The organism is Desulfobacterales bacterium (assembly GCA_028704555.1).
Taxonomy (GTDB): Bacteria; Desulfobacterota; Desulfobacteria; order Desulfobacterales; family JAQWFD01; genus JAQWFD01.
This window is the reverse complement of the sequence record JAQWFD010000015.1, coordinates 1-14,237: the sequence shown is the minus strand read 5'-3', so window position 1 is coordinate 14,237 and position 14,237 is coordinate 1. Positions and strand designations below refer to the sequence as shown.

Annotated in this window: 13 protein-coding genes and 2 pseudogenes; 1 reads left to right on the top strand and 14 read right to left on the bottom strand. The window is 49.4% G+C overall.

Annotation, left to right across the window (positions count from 1 at the left end; translation table 11 throughout):
- Positions 1–3: 3 nt before the first annotated feature.
- The 12 genes from argH to PHQ97_07250 form a co-directional block, all read right to left on the bottom strand.
- Positions 4–1,431 carry an argininosuccinate lyase gene (gene argH / locus PHQ97_07305; GenBank protein ID MDD4392538.1) on the bottom strand — a complete coding sequence of 476 codons (1,428 nt, stop codon included), beginning with the start codon at positions 1,429–1,431 and terminating at the stop codon, positions 4–6.
- Between the two features lie 131 nt (positions 1,432–1,562).
- Entirely contained in the window at positions 1,563–2,783 is a 1,221-nt protein-coding gene (locus PHQ97_07300; GenBank protein MDD4392537.1) for an argininosuccinate synthase, read from the bottom strand.
- Between the two features lie 457 nt (positions 2,784–3,240).
- Positions 3,241–4,419, bottom strand: a complete 1,179-nt coding sequence (locus tag PHQ97_07295; GenBank protein MDD4392536.1) for an acetylornithine transaminase — start codon at positions 4,417–4,419, stop codon at positions 3,241–3,243.
- Positions 4,416–5,294 carry an acetylglutamate kinase gene (gene argB / locus PHQ97_07290; GenBank protein MDD4392535.1) on the bottom strand — a complete coding sequence of 293 codons (879 nt, stop codon included), beginning with the start codon at positions 5,292–5,294 and terminating at the stop codon, positions 4,416–4,418. The genes PHQ97_07295 and argB overlap by 4 nt, the downstream gene beginning before the upstream one ends.
- A 47-nt stretch (positions 5,295–5,341) precedes the next feature.
- Positions 5,342–6,709 (bottom strand): ATP-dependent protease ATPase subunit HslU, encoded by a 1,368-nt coding sequence (hslU, locus tag PHQ97_07285; GenBank protein ID MDD4392534.1) that lies wholly within the window; start codon positions 6,707–6,709, stop codon positions 5,342–5,344.
- 201 nt (positions 6,710–6,910) lie between these two features.
- Positions 6,911–7,444, bottom strand: coding sequence for an ATP-dependent protease subunit HslV (gene hslV, locus PHQ97_07280; GenBank protein MDD4392533.1), 534 nt, complete (start codon positions 7,442–7,444; stop codon positions 6,911–6,913).
- A gap of 225 nt (positions 7,445–7,669) precedes the next feature.
- Entirely contained in the window at positions 7,670–8,650 is a 981-nt protein-coding gene (locus PHQ97_07275; protein ID MDD4392532.1) for a tyrosine recombinase XerC, read from the bottom strand.
- Positions 8,650–9,240 (bottom strand): haloacid dehalogenase, encoded by a 591-nt coding sequence (locus tag PHQ97_07270; GenBank protein MDD4392531.1) that lies wholly within the window; start codon positions 9,238–9,240, stop codon positions 8,650–8,652. The genes PHQ97_07275 and PHQ97_07270 overlap by 1 nt, the downstream gene beginning before the upstream one ends.
- A 69-nt stretch (positions 9,241–9,309) precedes the next feature.
- Positions 9,310–9,633: a Rho termination factor N-terminal domain-containing protein gene (locus tag PHQ97_07265; GenBank protein MDD4392530.1), complete on the bottom strand. Its 324-nt coding sequence runs from the start codon at positions 9,631–9,633 to the stop codon at positions 9,310–9,312.
- A 328-nt stretch (positions 9,634–9,961) separates the two neighbouring features.
- Positions 9,962–10,669: a uracil-DNA glycosylase gene (locus tag PHQ97_07260; GenBank protein MDD4392529.1), complete on the bottom strand. Its 708-nt coding sequence runs from the start codon at positions 10,667–10,669 to the stop codon at positions 9,962–9,964.
- Positions 10,670–10,840: 171 nt separating this feature from the next.
- Positions 10,841–12,034, bottom strand: coding sequence for a bifunctional phosphopantothenoylcysteine decarboxylase/phosphopantothenate--cysteine ligase CoaBC (gene coaBC, locus PHQ97_07255; protein MDD4392528.1), 1,194 nt, complete (start codon positions 12,032–12,034; stop codon positions 10,841–10,843).
- Positions 12,035–12,228: 194 nt separating this feature from the next.
- On the bottom strand, positions 12,229–12,717 hold the full coding sequence (locus PHQ97_07250) for a hypothetical protein (protein ID MDD4392527.1): 489 nt from the start codon (positions 12,715–12,717) through the stop codon (positions 12,229–12,231).
- A 371-nt stretch (positions 12,718–13,088) separates the two neighbouring features.
- On the opposite strand from PHQ97_07250, the pseudogene PHQ97_07245 reads away from it, so the two are divergent.
- Positions 13,089–13,191: pseudogene (locus tag PHQ97_07245) on the top strand (IS1595 family transposase).
- Positions 13,192–13,446: 255 nt separating this feature from the next.
- On the opposite strand, the gene PHQ97_07240 reads toward PHQ97_07245, so the two are convergent.
- On the bottom strand, positions 13,447–13,995 hold the full coding sequence (locus PHQ97_07240) for a hypothetical protein (GenBank protein ID MDD4392526.1): 549 nt from the start codon (positions 13,993–13,995) through the stop codon (positions 13,447–13,449).
- 72 nt (positions 13,996–14,067) lie between these two features.
- Positions 14,068–14,237 (bottom strand): annotated as a pseudogene (locus PHQ97_07235) (transposase).

Sequence of the window (14,237 nt, the reverse complement as noted above, 5' to 3'; positions counted from 1 at the left end):
CGTTTATCGGGCCATCAGGGGTTTGCCCTTTTCCCTTCCGCTTTGAATTTCTTCTTTCTTCAGATCGTTTTCAGCTGTTTGCATGGCAGCCAATACATTTTCGGAGGCTGTTCCGCCGAAAGATTTTCGCCGGTCGATCATCTGCCGGAGGGTTAAGATATCAAAAACTTCCTCTTCAAACAAAGGCGATATGGCTTTGAGTTCATTCAGTGAAAGGTTTTGAAGTTCTTTGTGTTGAGAAATCGCGTAACCGACAGCCTTCCCGGAACAGCCGTGGGCTTCCCGGAAAGGCATCCCCCGGGTGACCAGATAGTCGGCCAGATCGGTGGCATTGATAAATCCGGTTTCTGTGGCCTGTTGCATCACCTGTTTGTTGACCTTGATCGTCGGAAGCATATTTTCATATACTTCGATACATGCTTTTAATGTATCCACCGTATCAAACAACGGTTTTTTATCTTCCTGCATATCCCGGTTATACGCCAGAGGAAGTGATTTCATCACCGTAAGCATTGCCATCAGGTTTCCGAATACCAGTCCGGTTTTCCCTCGCACCAGTTCCGGGACATCCGGATTTTTTTTCTGCGGCATGATGCTGCTGCCGGTGGTAAACGCATCCGAAAGTTCAATAAAACCAAATTCGGATGATGACCACAGGATCAATTCTTCAGAAAACCGGCTGAAATGAACCATACACAGACTGGCGGCAGCCATGAACTCAATAATAAAGTCTCTGTCGGAAACCGAATCGATACTGTTGGCCGATACTTCCGGAAAATCGAGTAACTGCGCCGTATAATGCCGGTCGATGGGATAGGTGGTCCCGGCCAGCGCCGCGCTGCCGAGCGGCATAACGTTGATGCGCACCAGGGCATCGTTAAACCGGCGTGTATCCCTTGAAAACATCTCATAATAGGCCAGCATATGGTGAGAAAACAAAACCGGCTGGGCCCGCTGAAGATGGGTGTAGCCCGGCATCACAACTCCCATATGGGTTCTGGCCAGTTTCACGATTTCAGATCGAAGCGTATGCAGCAGACCGATAATCTTTCCACTCTCCTGCCTTAAATACATCCGCTCATCCAGCGCGACCTGGTCATTACGGCTTCTTGCGGTATGCAGTTTCCGGGCGACCTTGCCCACTGCCCGAAGCAGGCGCGCTTCTATGTGCATATGGATATCTTCAAGGCTGTCGTCAGTCTGAAATTCCCCCCGTTCAATTTCTCTTTTGATACCCCCCAGTCCCTCAACCAGCGTGGAGGATTCAGCTTCGGTAATAATACCCTGCTTCGCCAGCATGCGGCAGTGTGCCACACTCCCGTCAATATCATGGGCATACAGTCTTTTATCAATATCAATGGAGGATGAAAACGCTTCTACAATTTTTGCTGTCTTTTCAGAAAATCTACCGCCCCAGGGTTTATTCGACATAAGTAACCTCATTTTCTGGGCCTCAGCAAGACCCTTATTTCAAATCAACGCTGACAACCGTTCCACCGGCAGCTGATCGGTTGCCAGTTAAGGGGTAAGCGGCCCTTACCTCAGCACTCAGTCCTTTTACCTCAGTCCTTGGTCCCCGGGCGGTCAGCGATCAGCTGCTCAATTCTGAGGCGCAGCGAATTGAGTCGAATAAAGCCGTCCGCATCTTTATGGCTGAATACGGTATCATCTTCAAATGTGGCAAACTCCTCACTGTAAAGAGAGTGGTCGGATTTTCTCCCAAGGACCATGCAATTGCCCTTGTAAAGCTTTAATTTAACAACCCCTGACACATTTTTCTGGGTTGCATTGACCATGGTCTGCAACAATTCCCTCTCCGGAGAGAACCAGAATCCATTATAAATCAAATCGGAATATTTCGTAATCAAAGAATCTCTGACATGCATGACTTCCCGATCCATGGTGATGGATTCCATGGCCATATGCGCGGTCCGCAGAATCGTCCCCCCCGGCGTTTCATAGACACCTCTGGATTTCATCCCCACAAAACGGTTCTCAACGATATCGATTCTGCCAATTCCGTTACGGCCCGCAAACGTATTTAATGTCTTGAGCAGACGTGCCGGAGTCAGCGGTTGCCCATTGACCGCGACCGGATCTCCCTGCAGGAATGTAATTTCGATGATTTCAGGCTGATCAGGGGCATTTTCCGGCGATACCGTCGTCTCATACATATCTTCCGGAGGCTGGTTCCACGGGTCTTCGAGAATCCCCCCTTCATAACTGCAATGGAGCATATTCCGGTCACAGCTGTATGGTTTTTTCGGTGTTGTGGGCACCTCGATCCCGTGTTTTTCAGCAAATGCCATCAGCGACGTCCGGGACGTAAAGTCCCATTCCCGCCAGGGGGCAACAATTTTGATATAAGGATTCAACGCCAGGTACCCCAGCTCAAACCGAACCTGATCATTGCCTTTTCCGGTGGCACCATGACTGACTGCATCGGCACCTTCAATCTGAGCGATTTCAATCTGGCGTTTGACAATCAACGGCCGTGCCAGAGAGGTTCCCAGCAGATATTGCCCCTCATATATGGCATTTGCTCTGAACACCGGGAACACGTAATCCTTGACAAATGTTTCACTCAAATCATCAATGTAGACCTTTGATGCGCCAGTCTTTATGGCTTTTTCCTCCAGACCGTTTAGCTCTTCTTCCTGACCGATATCGGCAGAAAATGTAATAACTTCACATTGATACGTTTCGATCAACCATTTTAAAATAACGGATGTATCCAGCCCTCCTGAATAAGCCAGCACAACCTTGTTGATGTATTCAGACAATTCCCGTCTCCTCGAATTTTTCCTGTCAAAGCTCAACCCGGCACCCAAACGAACGGGTGCTTAATTTTGACGACGCATGCTGTATCGTCAAAATTATCTCCTCTCCAAAAGTTCATAAACAACTAACGCAGCCTCAGAGGCCGCCTCACGTGTGCGAAGAGCTCCAGTGAATACATCTTCAAGCGCCACCGGTTCATGAACCCGTCACTGTCTTTTTGGACTATGGGAATATCCGTTGATATACCAACGGCAGGTCTCCTTCCCATATCCCCTTTTATAAAAAGGATCATTCCCTCCGTCCTCCAACAAAGGAAAATGCCCCGAATATTTTTTTACGTCACCTCCTTATATCAGCTGTTGACAAAAGCAGGCCCCTGTTTGTGCCTGCGCCTTGCGCTCCCGGGCCTCAGCACGCAGTCCTCCGGCCTATATCCATCAGCCATCGGCCGTCATTTTTTCAAAGCAGCTCATCAAGCGCAGCAATCAGCACATCGATATCCTCTTTTTTAATGATCAGCGGAGGGGCAAACCTCAGGACATTGCCCTGGACGCAATTGACCAGAAGCCCTTTTTCACGACAGGCATTGACCACTGGCGCGCCTTCCATGTTCAGCTCCATTCCCAGCAGCAATCCAAGCCCCCTGACAGCAACAACAGATTCATGCCGCTCTTTAAGCCACTGAAGACGCTGTTTGAAATAGGCGCCTGTCTCACGGCAATGATCCAGGATATGTTCCTCTTCCAATATCCGGAATACTTCTCTGGCAGCTGAGGCCACAATCGGCGTTCCACCGAACGTCGACGCATGGGCACCTGGCCCGAACGTCCGGGCGACCCGATCCGTGGCCAGCATGGCCCCCATCGGGAGTCCGTTGGCCAGGGCCTTGGCCAGGGTCATGATATCGGGTTCAACGCCGTAATGCTCATACGCAAACAGCTTTCCGGTTCTCCCGACCCCTGTCTGAATCTCATCGAAAACCAGCAACGTATCGGTCTCATCACACAACTGACGAACCGCCTTGACATATTCGTGATCCGGGCAGCGAACCCCGCCTTCACCCTGAACCGGTTCCATCATCACGGCGCACACCGAAGCATCCACCTTGGACCGCAATGCCTCTATATCGTTGTATGGAACAAAATCAAAGCCTTCCAGTACAGGCGCAAACCCAATCTTGATCTTATCCTGCCCGGTCGCGGATAATGTTCCCAGGGTGCGTCCGTGAAAGGACTTCTCCATGGAAATAATCCGGTAACGGCCGGTTACCCCCTTGTCATAATAATATTTTCGGGCCAGTTTGATGGCCGCCTCATTGGCTTCGGCGCCGCTGTTGCAGAAAAACACCTTGTCGGCAAAGCTGTGGTCAACCAGAAAGGAGGCCAGCTCGATCTGAGGGATCGTATAATACAGGTTTGACACATGCAGCAGTGTCTGCGCCTGTGCACAGATTATCTGCGCAATCCGGGGATGTGAATGGCCCAGATTACAGACGGCAATCCCCGCGAAAAAATCCGTGTAAGCTCTGCCTTCCGAATCCCAGAGCGTGCAGCCCTTTCCTTTAGTAATCACCAGAGGAATTCTTGAATATGTTGATGCAATAACCTGATCCGCTTTTTCAATCATTTCATTTTTCATACTGTTACTTCCGTTCCAATACCTTTTTCTGTAAATAATTCCTGCAGCAAGGCATGTCGCTGGGTGCCGTTGATAATATGAACCTTTTCCACCCCGTTGTTCAGAGCCTTCAGGGCGTATTCGATCTTCGGTATCATGCCGCCTGAAATCGTTTTATCTTCAACCATCTTATGGATGGTTTCAGAGCCGATAGCGGAAATTAAAGCGCCGGAGGAATCCAACACCCCGTCGACATCCGTCAGGTAAATCAGGCGCCCGGCAGAAAGTGCCATGGCAATTTCGCTTGCTACAAGATCCGCATTGATATTATAAGTCTCACCTGAATCACCGACGCCGACCGGCGCAATTACCGGAATAAAATCATGTCCGGTCAGCGTATGGATAATATCTGTATTGATTTTGACTACCTGGCCGACCAGGCCCGCGTCGACAATCTCGGGAGGCTTGCTTTCATCTTCCTGAAACGTAATATGGAGTTTTTCTGCAAGGATCAGGCCTCCGTCCTTGCCGCACAGACCGATGGCTTTTCCTCCGGCCTGGTTGATCTGCCCCACGATAGACTTGTTGACCTTACCGCCCAGCACCATTTCAACGACGTCCATGGTCTGTTCATCGGTCACCCGCATCCCCCGGACAAACCGGGAATGGATTCCCATCTTTTCCAGAACCAAATTAATCTGAGGGCCCCCCCCATGGACGACCACGGGCTTGAGCCCGATATATTTCATCAGGGTGATATCCTTCGCGAAATCTTCTTTCAACTGCAGATCCACCATGGCATGCCCCCCGTACTTGATGACGATGGTCCTGCCCGAAAGCCGGCGGATATTCGGAAGTGCTTCAATGAGGATATCGGCTATATTTTTTTGCTCCATGATATCTCCAGTGGATGGTTGCTTGTTATTCATTTTTTGTTCACCGGCTACAGAATATATCGGCTCAAGTCCTCATTTTCTTTTATTCCGGCAAGTTTGCTGTCGACATAGGCTCTGTCGATAACGAGGCGCTGGCCTTTCATATCCGGCGAGTCAAACAGGATATCTTCCAGCAGACATTCCATAATGGTGTGAAGCCTTCTGGCACCGATATTTTCGGTCAGATTATTTACTTCTTCCGCCGTTCTGGCAATATAGGCGATTGCCTCATCTTCAAACACCACATCCACATCTTCGGTTTTGATCAGGGCGATGTATTGCAGAACCAGTGCGTTTCTGGGTTCGGTCAGGATCCGGACAAACTCCTGCTGGCCGAGTGAATCCAGTTCCACCCGAATGGGAAACCGGCCCTGAAGTTCCGGGATCAGATCCGAAGGTTTGCTGGAATGAAAGGCCCCGGAAGCGATAAAAAGGATATGATCGGTTTTAACCGGGCCGTATTTGGTCGCAATCGTAGAGCCTTCCACAATCGGCAGCAGGTCTCTCTGGACCCCTTCCCTGGACACATCCGGGCCATGCCCGCCGTCCTGATTACCGGAAATTTTATCAATTTCATCCAGGAAAATAATACCGGACTGTTCCACTTTTTCAATGGACTGTGCCACGACCTTATCCATATCCACGAGGCTCTGGGCTTCTTCCTGGGCCAGGATCTTCATCCCCTCAGAGACCTTGACTTTTCGTTTCTTGGAGCCCTTTGGGAGCAGACTGCCAAACATATCCTTGAAATTGATACCCATCTCCTCCATGCCCACATTGGAAAATATTTCCACGATCGGCATCGAACGCTCAGCAATATCCAAATCGACATAACGGTCATCGAGCTTGCCGTCGAAAAGCATTTTCCGGAGTTTTTCACGAGTCTTTGATGACGCTTCCGCTTCACCCCCCTCGATCATTTCCGGAGATTCTTCACTTTTGGGCGCCCGGCGCTCCGGCGTCTCCGGGAGCAACAGATCCAGCATCCGTTCTTCGGCGATCTGCCAGGCTTTTTCCTGCACCGCCTCCTGTTCCCGGGACTTGATCATATTTACCGTAAGATCGAGAATATCCCGGACCATGGATTCCACATCCCTGCCCACATACCCTACCTCGGTAAATTTTGACGCCTCGACCTTAATGAAGGGAGAATCAGCAAGTTTTGACAACCGTCTGGCGATCTCCGTCTTTCCGACACCAGTCGGCCCGATCAATATGATATTCTTCGGCGCGATTTCATCCCGAAGATCTTCAGGCACCTGCTGTCTTCGCCATCGATTTCTCAATGCGATCGCCACCGAACGTTTTGCCCGGTGCTGCCCGATAATATATTTATCCAGTTCTTTTACAATTTCTGACGGTTTTAAATCATTCATGATTATTATCTGTTATCCGTTATCTGTTATAAGGAATCAGGAGATAGGGAAGTGGATAGAGAATAGCGAAAACAGGAAAGAGGAAATTGTCCATATTTCCGCCTGCCCCTTACTCCCTACTCTTTATCTTCCCTGATCTCTGACCTCCGGCCATCAGCTTTTTTTACCCTGCCTGCTTCCTTCTATTTCCGGCCCCTGCCCTCAAATCTCTTCTATCGTGACAGATGTATTGGTAAACACACACAGCGATGCGGCCACTTTCATGGCCTCCTGAACGATCGTTGCGGCATCCAGATCCGTATTATTCATCAACGCCATCGCAGACGCCTGTGCGGCGATGCCTCCGGAGCCGATGGCAATAACGCCTTCATCCGGTTCGATAACATCCCCGTTGCCGGAAATCAGAAAGGTGCGGGTCTCATCCACGGCAATCATCAGCGCCTCCAGGCGTCTCAAAAATTTATCCGTACGCCAGTCTTTTGCCAATTCGACTGCCGAACGGGTCAGATTGCCGTTGTAACGTTCCAGCTTCTGCTCGAGCTTCTCGGAAAGATTTAACGCATCGGCGGTCGCGCCTGCAAAGCCGACAATAATTTTATCGTTATATATCCGCCGGACTTTTCTGGCATGATGTTTTACAATATTATTGTTCATGCTAACCTGACCATCCCCGGCAACGACGATCTTACCGTTTCGCCGAACCGCCAGAATGGTTGTTCCATGAAATGTAGACATAGTATCCCCAATCACACTGAAATGGCTGTTAAATGTCTTATGCCTCTGCTGTTTATTATCAGAATATAAAACAGGGTTAAGGGCAGAATGGCTCTGACTTCTGCTTACTTCCTACTGCCTGCCCTATCTGACTTCCGTCCTCTGGCCTCTGGCCTCTGGCCTCCGTCCTCTGGCCTCTGGCCTCTGACTTCTGACTTCTGACTTCTGATCTCCGTCCCCTGTCCCTCACCGTCTCGGATGAGCCGTGTCATAAATCTGCATCAGCTGATCTATACTGACATGCGTGTATCTCTGGGTGGTTGAAAGACTCTGATGTCCCAGAAGCTCCTGAAGCCCCCGCAAATCAGCGCCACCATCCAACATGTGCGTTGCGAAACTGTGGCGAAACGCATGAGGGGAAACCGGCGTCGACAGTCCGCACCGCATCGCCACCTGATCCAGAATCCGTGCAATGGACCGGGTGGTAAGCCGGCTATCATATTTATTCAAAAACAGCGGTGCATCCGAATCCATACCGACCCCCCTGTCCATCATCAGCCGGTTCCGGTATGCCTTAACCGCTTCGATTGCTTTATGACCGACCGGTACGACCCGCTCCTTGTTTCCTTTGCCGAGAACACGGACGACAAGCTGCTGAAAATCAACCCCCCCCACATTCATCCCGGCCAGTTCTGAAACGCGTATGCCGCATGAATACATTATTTCAAACATCGCCCGGTTTCTAAGACCCTGCAAGGTATCGGTGCGGATGGAATCCAGCAGACGGAACATGTCATCAACCGTCAGATATACCGGAATAAATTTGCCCAGTTTGGGGGTCAGTATCATATCCGCAGGATTTTCTGTCAGTATACCGACTTTCACAAGATATTTAAAGAAAGAACGCAGGGCCGACAGCTTGCGTGCGATGGTGACCTTTTTATTTTTTTTATAAAGAAATCCCAGATATCCCCTGATCGTTAACGCATCAACCTGTTCCACCCTCAACGGAGATTCGTACGGGTCCGGCTGATCAGAATGAAATGAATCCGGATGTTCAGCGCCGGTGGTGTTTTTCTCCACCGCTCCTGTGCCCGTTGATATGAACGATACAAAATCCTCGATATCACGGCGATACGCACGACAGGTATGTGCTGAATACCCTTTTTCTGAAGAAAGGGATTCAATAAAGGATTGAATCAGTTGGTGAAATAGAGGTGAATGCATTAATATTCAATCAGTGATTCAAGCTCGCACCAGTCGCTCACCTCTGCAAACGGATGGCTTTCCCTGTTCCACGGCTGTTTGAACAGTACGGGTGTCACCCCGGCTTCTTTTACCGCAAAACAGGTTTCAAGCCTGTCTTCGACAAAACAGGTGATATTTCTGCTGACCAGCACCTGTGGCTTTGCCTCGAACGAGCCGGTCGTGATGACATCTACCGATACGGATTCAAGTGGCAGAACCTGCTGCAGCCAATCACAAATCGGTCCCGGATAGGGGCGTGCCGTGACAAAAAGAACCGGGCTGTGTCGCCTGGCCAACCGGGTCATCACTTCCGGCGCACCGGAAATGGGCCGCAAGGCTACCGAATACGTCCCATCCAGAATCTGTCTGACAATGGCATTGATAACGCTCGGGTCCATTTGAAGGCATTGCTCAAGGTGGTAAGACGTAATATCCTCATATCGGATATGATCGATATGATAGTCCTGACGGGCAATATCCAGAAACAGCCTCATGGTATCGGCAAACACGCCATCAATATCAAATGCCACAGATGCTGGATCAATCACGGTTTCTCTCTGATGGTTCATGCCACATCGGCCGTAAGCCGGCTGAAATTTATGAATTGCAATTGATGATCTGACCCCCCGGGAGCTTACTCATGCCTCTCTTCGGGTCTTTTTCTTGAGCTGATTGATACGTTTTTTGAAAATACCCGCCATTCGGCTATCGTCTGCTTTCAAGTACGCTTCCAGCCTGACCCGCAGGTCTCTGATCTTATCCTTGGTTTCCCGATTCGAATCATTCGACTTTTTGCCGGCATCTTCCGGAATGCCTCTCGCCTTTTTGATTTCACTGATCAGCTCGGCTTTATTCAAACCATGAACACCCGTAATTTCAGGCAGTTGTATAGCAAGTTCCCGGAGTTCCTTCGCAGTCATTTTTTCCAGCGGTTTTTCTTTATCGATCTTTGTCTTTGCCATATCTGACGAATCTCCTTTCAATTTCCGTAAAAATCCAAGCGGAGGCACAGCACCCCGGCAAGAATAAATTTCTCCGTCCTGTTTGTCTTTTCAACCATCTTCAACATTGTACCCAGGCGCAGATACAAATGAATACGGATCAGGGGAAGCGGGCTTGCAAGCATCAAAAATCCCGCTCAATTCCGGCACAATTTATTCCTGCCAAGGCCCTTATAGCCCCCGCACATTTGTGTTGGCCGCCAACTGAAATTACCCCGTTAAAAGTGTTTTAGATATACCGCTTTTCTCTGTCCTGTCAATGAAAAAACAGGAACGGGGAATCGGTTGATCAGTCCCTTTCAATTCCCATTTTTTCCATCAGCATCTTCATATCTTCCCACACGTCCCGTTTTTTGTCCGGGTTTCGAAGAAGATATAACGGATGATATGTCGGCAATACCTGTATTCCCCGATAATCATAAAAACGGCCTCTGAGATTTGAAACAGGCTCGGTGGCAGCCAGAAGGGTCTGAGCAGCCAATGGCCCCAATGCGCAGATGAATTCAGGCTGAATCGCATCAATTTGACGCTGAAAAAACGGAAGGCAGGCGCCGATTTCTTCAGGTTCGGGATCTCGATCTTCCGGTGGGCGGCATTTGATGATATTACAGATATACACCTGATCACGGCTCAGCTTGATCGCCTGGATGATTTTGGTCAGCAGCTGGCCGGCAGCACCGGAAAACGGTGCCCCTTGAGCGTCTTCATCCTGATCCGGCGCTTCACCGACAAAAGCCAGCCGGGCATGCGGGTTGCCCTCCCCGAACACGATATGCCGTCGATTCCCGCAGAGCCTGCACCGCCGGCAGTCGCCCAGCGCATGACGGATGTCCTCCAGGGTTTCGATTCCAACCGATTCCGGTTTTCTCCATCTGTCGATGATCTCGAGGCTGTCAGGGCTGCAGTCAAACCCGCGGATTCCGGTATCGGACACATACCCGAGGAAATCTTTAACCTCATCGATGACAGCAACTACATTTTTCAGGGAATTGGACATATGGATTAAAAAAGGGTTAAGGGTTAAGGGCTAACGACTCTCGTTACGCCGGTACAAAACTTTTTATTTTTTTCGTGTGTTCCGTGGTTAAATATGTTGCCGCGGATTTACACGGATTTTTCTTTTCTTTACGCTGCACGATCCCGGGGAAATTTCTTGACTCAGTCCTCATCACTCATTCCTCAGCCCTTTTACATGATCCAGCAGCACGTTGGCCACCTCATCCTTTTCCATCGCCGGAAGCGGCAGTACGGTGCCATCTTTAAAAAACAGGGTCACTTTGTTGGTATCGGTCTCAAATCCGGACGCCGGTTGACCGATCAAATTACCGACAATAATATCCAGATTTTTGGCAGCCAGTTTTTTGCCGGCATTTTCTGACAGGTCCTGAGTCTCTGCGGCAAATCCGACCAGAATCTGGTGCGTTTTTCTGCGCCCCAGCTCTTTCAGGATATCCGGATTCTGGGTCAGATTCAAAACCATTTCACTCTGCTGCTTTTTAATCTTATGCGCCGCCGGATCGACGGGCCGGTAGTCGGACACAGCTGCTGTCTTGATGACGATATCGACCGAATCCATATGTTCAAACACCGCATCGGCCATCTGCCGGGCCGTTGAAATACGAATAACCGATACATTTTCCGGATCAGTCAAGGTCACAGGGCCTGTAACCAGGGTGACATCTGCCCCCCGGTATTCGGCGGCCCTGGCCACCGCAAATCCCATTTTGCCCGAAGACGGGTTACTGACAAACCGGACAGGATCGATCGGCTCCCGGGTCGGCCCGGCGGTTACCAGCACCCGTTTGCCGGCCAGGTCTTTGGGCGTCAGACAGGCCCTGGCCCGGTCAAGAAGCGCTTCCGGCTCCGGCAGTCGGCCCGGTCCGGTCGTGCCGCAGGCCAGTTTTCCGGATGCCGGCTCAATAATATGATAGCCGTCAGCCCTCAGTGTTTCAAGATTTCTCTGAACCTGACGGCTTTGATACATGTGCGTGTTCATGGCCGGACAGATGATCACCGGTGCGGTCACGGCAAGCAGAAACGTGCTCAGCGCATCATCGGCTATCCCGGCTGCCAGTTTTCCGATAATATTGGCGGTTGCCGGCGCAATGATTACGGCATCTGCCTCTTCGGCCCAGGATATATGGCGGATGGAAGGATCCGGCCGGCTTCCGAACAGGGTAGCCCATACCGGCTGTTCAGACAGAACCTCAAATGTCATCGGACAAACAAACTGCTGCGCGTTCTGCGTCATGATAACCCGGACATCGGCTCCGTGCTTTTTCAGCAACCGTAATAATTCAACGCCCTTGTATACGGCAATCCCTCCGCATACTCCCAGAACTATCTGCTTATTTTTGAACATGTTACTCATAATTAATAGTTAATGGTTGTCGGGAAAACGATTTGATTTATGGGCACAGGGTTCAAGTTAAAAAACCGGTTGTCTTTCAGCTGCTTACAGCTTAATCCATCCGATTTCGGGCGGACACAGGGGGCCGCACCTACACACTCTGATCACCCAGTCCTCAGTCCTCAGTCCTCAGTCCTGTTTTTCTGTTATTTCAGAAGTCCGGAATCGACGGACATCACCGTCGGTGCCACCCAGATTTCGGCGTAGGTGTAAAATTCTTTTTCCGAAATATTTATGACACACCAGCGGTTTTCCTTCTGGTACAGCATGATAGACTGGGGGGATACAAACACGCTGATCAGTGACCAGTTATCCTTTTCCATATTATTTTCGAAAAACCGGATCAACGAACTGGCTTCCACCCGGCCTTTGACTGAAAGCACACCGGAGGAAAAAACCGGGGTTTTATAAACAAACGAATTTTTTTTATCCACTTTCATCTCCCCCGGGATGAGGATGTCCGGAAAATCCTTATAGTGGGGGGCTTTTTCACTTTTAACCGGTGTTGACGTAACCGAGGTAGAAGAACTGGACTTTTTCCCCTTGAACACCGCACATCCGCTCAGAAGCAGAAAAAAGGTCATCAGCATCACGATTCCAGCACAAATTATACGATTATGAATATTTTTTTTCATTAAAGAATCCTCCAGATTCACAAATAATAAAGGGATTTCTCAAACAGTTATGATCAAACCCACACGGATGAACTCATAAAAAGCCAAATCCGGGATGACAAAATAAAAAATTCAAATCCGAGGCGCCTGGTATTTCGTCGAATGAAGCCCAACGCACATGGACTTTATACGACACCGCAGATACTGGCGGACATTAAAAGCGGAATGGGCAGAAAAGTCAATCGGATTTTTGATTACCACTCTTTCTCAGCCATCATTAGCAAGCATGCTTGATGCCTGAGATTGTAACCGGATGATATAGAAACATATTTGTAAACCACCTCAGCTATATTTCGAGATTTTCATTGCAGAGGAATTGGAAAAACCACATTATGACTAAAAATAAAATTCAATTTCAAAAAGGCATGAGTATCCCTGATTTCATGGACCAATACGGAACCGAAGGATAAATGCCGTAGTGAATTATTCGGGCTTGATCATAACTGCGGCCACAATGTCACGGGGTCCGTCCCGCCCCTTGCCGGCTTCTCCAGCACGATCCGGGGGATGCCGGCAACGGGCGGGACTTCGAAACTACACGTAAGAGAATATGGCCGCAGTTATGATCAAGCCCGAAAGTTTTTTTGTAACAGGAAAAGTTTTAATTAAATGAGAAAAAAATCAACATAAAAAAAGCGGGCGGAGCAATCTTGATGCCATTTTGCTTCCGCCCGCTTCAATTGCTATTCTTTAACCCCCATACACGGTTGTCGTCGTGGTTGTCGTCGTGGTTGTCGTCGTGGTTGTCGTCGTGGTTGTCGTCATGGTTGTTGCCATGGTTGTTGCCAGCACCAAGGCTGTTATCTCCGATACCAAAGCCCTGGAAACCGATTGGATTTCATCGACAGCTGTTTTCTGCTGTTCAAGAACCGCCTGTGCACTAGCGGTGTCACCGATTGCGACAAATCTTTCAACCTGTGGCGCTGCCTCTTCAGCCCTCTGCCATACGCCTCTTGCAACTTTTAATTGCTCAGCAGCCCTTTGACCTATCTCCTCTGCTTTCTCGGCCACTTGGGCCTGCCCGGCGTCAGTGGCACTCTTGCTCAGCGCCACTGACCGATCAATCACGGACTGTATCTCGGCAGTTGCGAGCGCGGCATTATGGGCCAGTTCATTGGCCCGATCGATCAGTGTTTTACCGGGTAACCCCTCAGCAGCAAACGCAGAACCGGAAAATAAAATGCAGCTTATGACCCAAAACGCCAACATCACACATAAGTAGTTGTTTGTCTTCTTCATTTTTTCCTCCGCCCTATCAAATTTGTAATTTTGTGCAATAAATCCTAACCTGATTGTTCCTGCTTAAATTTTACGAAAACATCCCGATATCTTTTGCTGAACTTTTGTCATCCGAATATCATTTTCGCCCAAATTATTCGTAAACGAAACAAGTTCATTATCCATAAACCTGAGAACGTCTTGTTCGAAATCTCTTAGCCGTTCCAACAGATTTCTGGATTTTGATTTTTTAATCCGCCCCC